The sequence below is a fragment of the Pantoea sp. USMM079 genome, assembly GCF_037153115.1.
Lineage (GTDB): Bacteria > Pseudomonadota > Gammaproteobacteria > Enterobacterales > Enterobacteriaceae > Pantoea > Pantoea communis.
On the sequence record NZ_JBBCKX010000048.1, the window covers coordinates 1 to 1,877 of the forward strand.

A 1,877-nucleotide genomic window follows, 5' to 3' on the forward strand; every position below is an offset into this window, starting at 1 on the left:
TTATAGAAGCAAAGCTAACCTGGCCGTTCTGAGCTAAGCTTACCTGGCCGCTTCGGGCTACCTGCTGAGGATCCTGATATGACGGCTTCTGGTGCGGAGTTTTTCACGATGAACGAAGTTAACCGGCTTAAAGTTATTCAGGACGTCGTCGACCGGCGGCTGACAACCCATCTCGCTGCTGAGCGTCTCGGTATTTCCGACAGGCATTGTCGTCGCCTGCTTCAGCGCTATCGTTCAGACGGTCCGCTGGGCATGGCTGATCGGCGGCGCGGTAAGCCCAGCAACTATCAGCTGCCTGCTGGCCTTGCTGAACGTGCGGTTCAGATCATCCGCGAGCGCTACGCTGATTTTGGCCCGACGCTGGCCTGCGAGAAGCTGGCCGAGCTGCACGGCGTGACGCTGTCTAAAGAGACCGTACGCAAGCTGATGATGCAGTCAGGACTCTGGATCCCGCGCAGGCATCGCGTCCCAAAGATTCAGCAACCGCGTTACCGGCGCGCCTGTGTCGGCGAGCTGATACAGATCGACGGCTGCGATCACCGCTGGTTCGAGGAACGCGCCCCGGCCTGCACGCTGCTGGTTTATGTGGATGACGCGACCAGCCGCCTGATGCAGCTTCATTTCGTCCGCTCCGAGTCCACGTTCACATACTTTGAAGCCACGCGCGGCTATCTGGAGCAGCACGGCAAGCCGCTGGCGTTTTACAGCGACAAGGCCAGCGTGTTCCGCATCAACAATAAAAATGCGGCTGGCGGCGACGGTCAGACGCAGTTCGGTCGCGCGATGAACGAGCTGAACATCACCGGCATCTGCGCCAACACCAGCTCGGCCAAGGGCCGCGTGGAGCGTGCACACCTCACATTGCAGGATCGGCTGGTCAAGGAACTCAGGCTGCGTGACATCAGCACGCCTGACGCGGCTAACGCCTTTGCCGCTGAGTTTATGGCGGACTACAACCGGCGTTTCGCGAAGGCACCGAGGCATGATTTTGACGTTCACCGTCCGCTCGATGCAGACGACAACCTGAACCAGATATTTACCTGGCGCGAACCGCGCAAGGTTTCGAAAGCGCTGACGGTCCGCTACGATAAAATGCTGTTGCTACTTGAGGATAACGATGACAGCCGCCGCGCGATGGGTAAATATCTGGATGCCTGGCAGTACCCGGATGGTCGCGTTGAACTCAGGAGTCACGGCACGGTGCTTCCCTACTCTGCCTACGACCGGCTGTCTGAAGTTGACCAGGGTGCGATCGTTGACAACAAACGGCTTGGACACGCGCTGGCCGTGGCCAAGCTGATGCAGGACAAGCGTGATAATACGCGGTCTCAGGGCCTCCCGGCCGGAACCGGGCCGAGTCGGAGAAGTGCGAAGAAAGATCCAGCTAAAAAGCGGCAACGTGCGGTGAATGAGGATGATTTAATGGAAGCGTTATTTGACTTACAGAGCCGCAGCGAGGAAATTTTTGAGCGGAAAGATACTTAAATCAGGCTTGTTCAGTAACTTTATTCCCAACCCAGTTCGGAATAAGTTTTTACAATCCTGTTCAGGAAAAGACGTCATATATTGGCCCCAGTCCATATATTTATAATAAAGGGTCATTGCTTCATAATGGCTGGCCGCATCCACTTCCCATATAAGTTTTGCACCAGGATCCAATAATGATCTTGCTGCATTACCCTGGACACCTTTCAGACAAAAGGTCTGGCATCCATCAGGCTCGACCCAGAGTTCATGCCTCAAAGTTGGCTTCCCTGATAATCAAATTTATCTGCCAATAATTCCACATCATACTGTGATTTGAAAGGCTGCAATTTATCTCATCCGGACAACTCAGGTTTGCCTAAAAGTGGTCATCTCTGCTTAGCTTTAACATT

At 54.7% G+C, this 1,877-nt stretch carries 1 protein-coding gene; it reads left to right on the top strand.

Annotated features, from left to right (window positions below):
• Positions 1-78: 78 nt before the first annotated feature.
• Positions 79-1,485: an ISNCY family transposase gene (locus tag WFP70_RS26395; protein ID WP_337024893.1), complete on the top strand. Its 1,407-nt coding sequence runs from the start codon at positions 79-81 to the stop codon at positions 1,483-1,485.
• Positions 1,486-1,877: the final 392 nt, after the last annotated feature.

Excerpts from the sequence above, each read along its gene's own strand:
- WFP70_RS26395 (WP_337024893.1), top strand. The coding sequence starts at position 79 with ATGACGGCTTCTGGTGCGGAGTTTTTCACGATGAACGAAGTTAACCGG.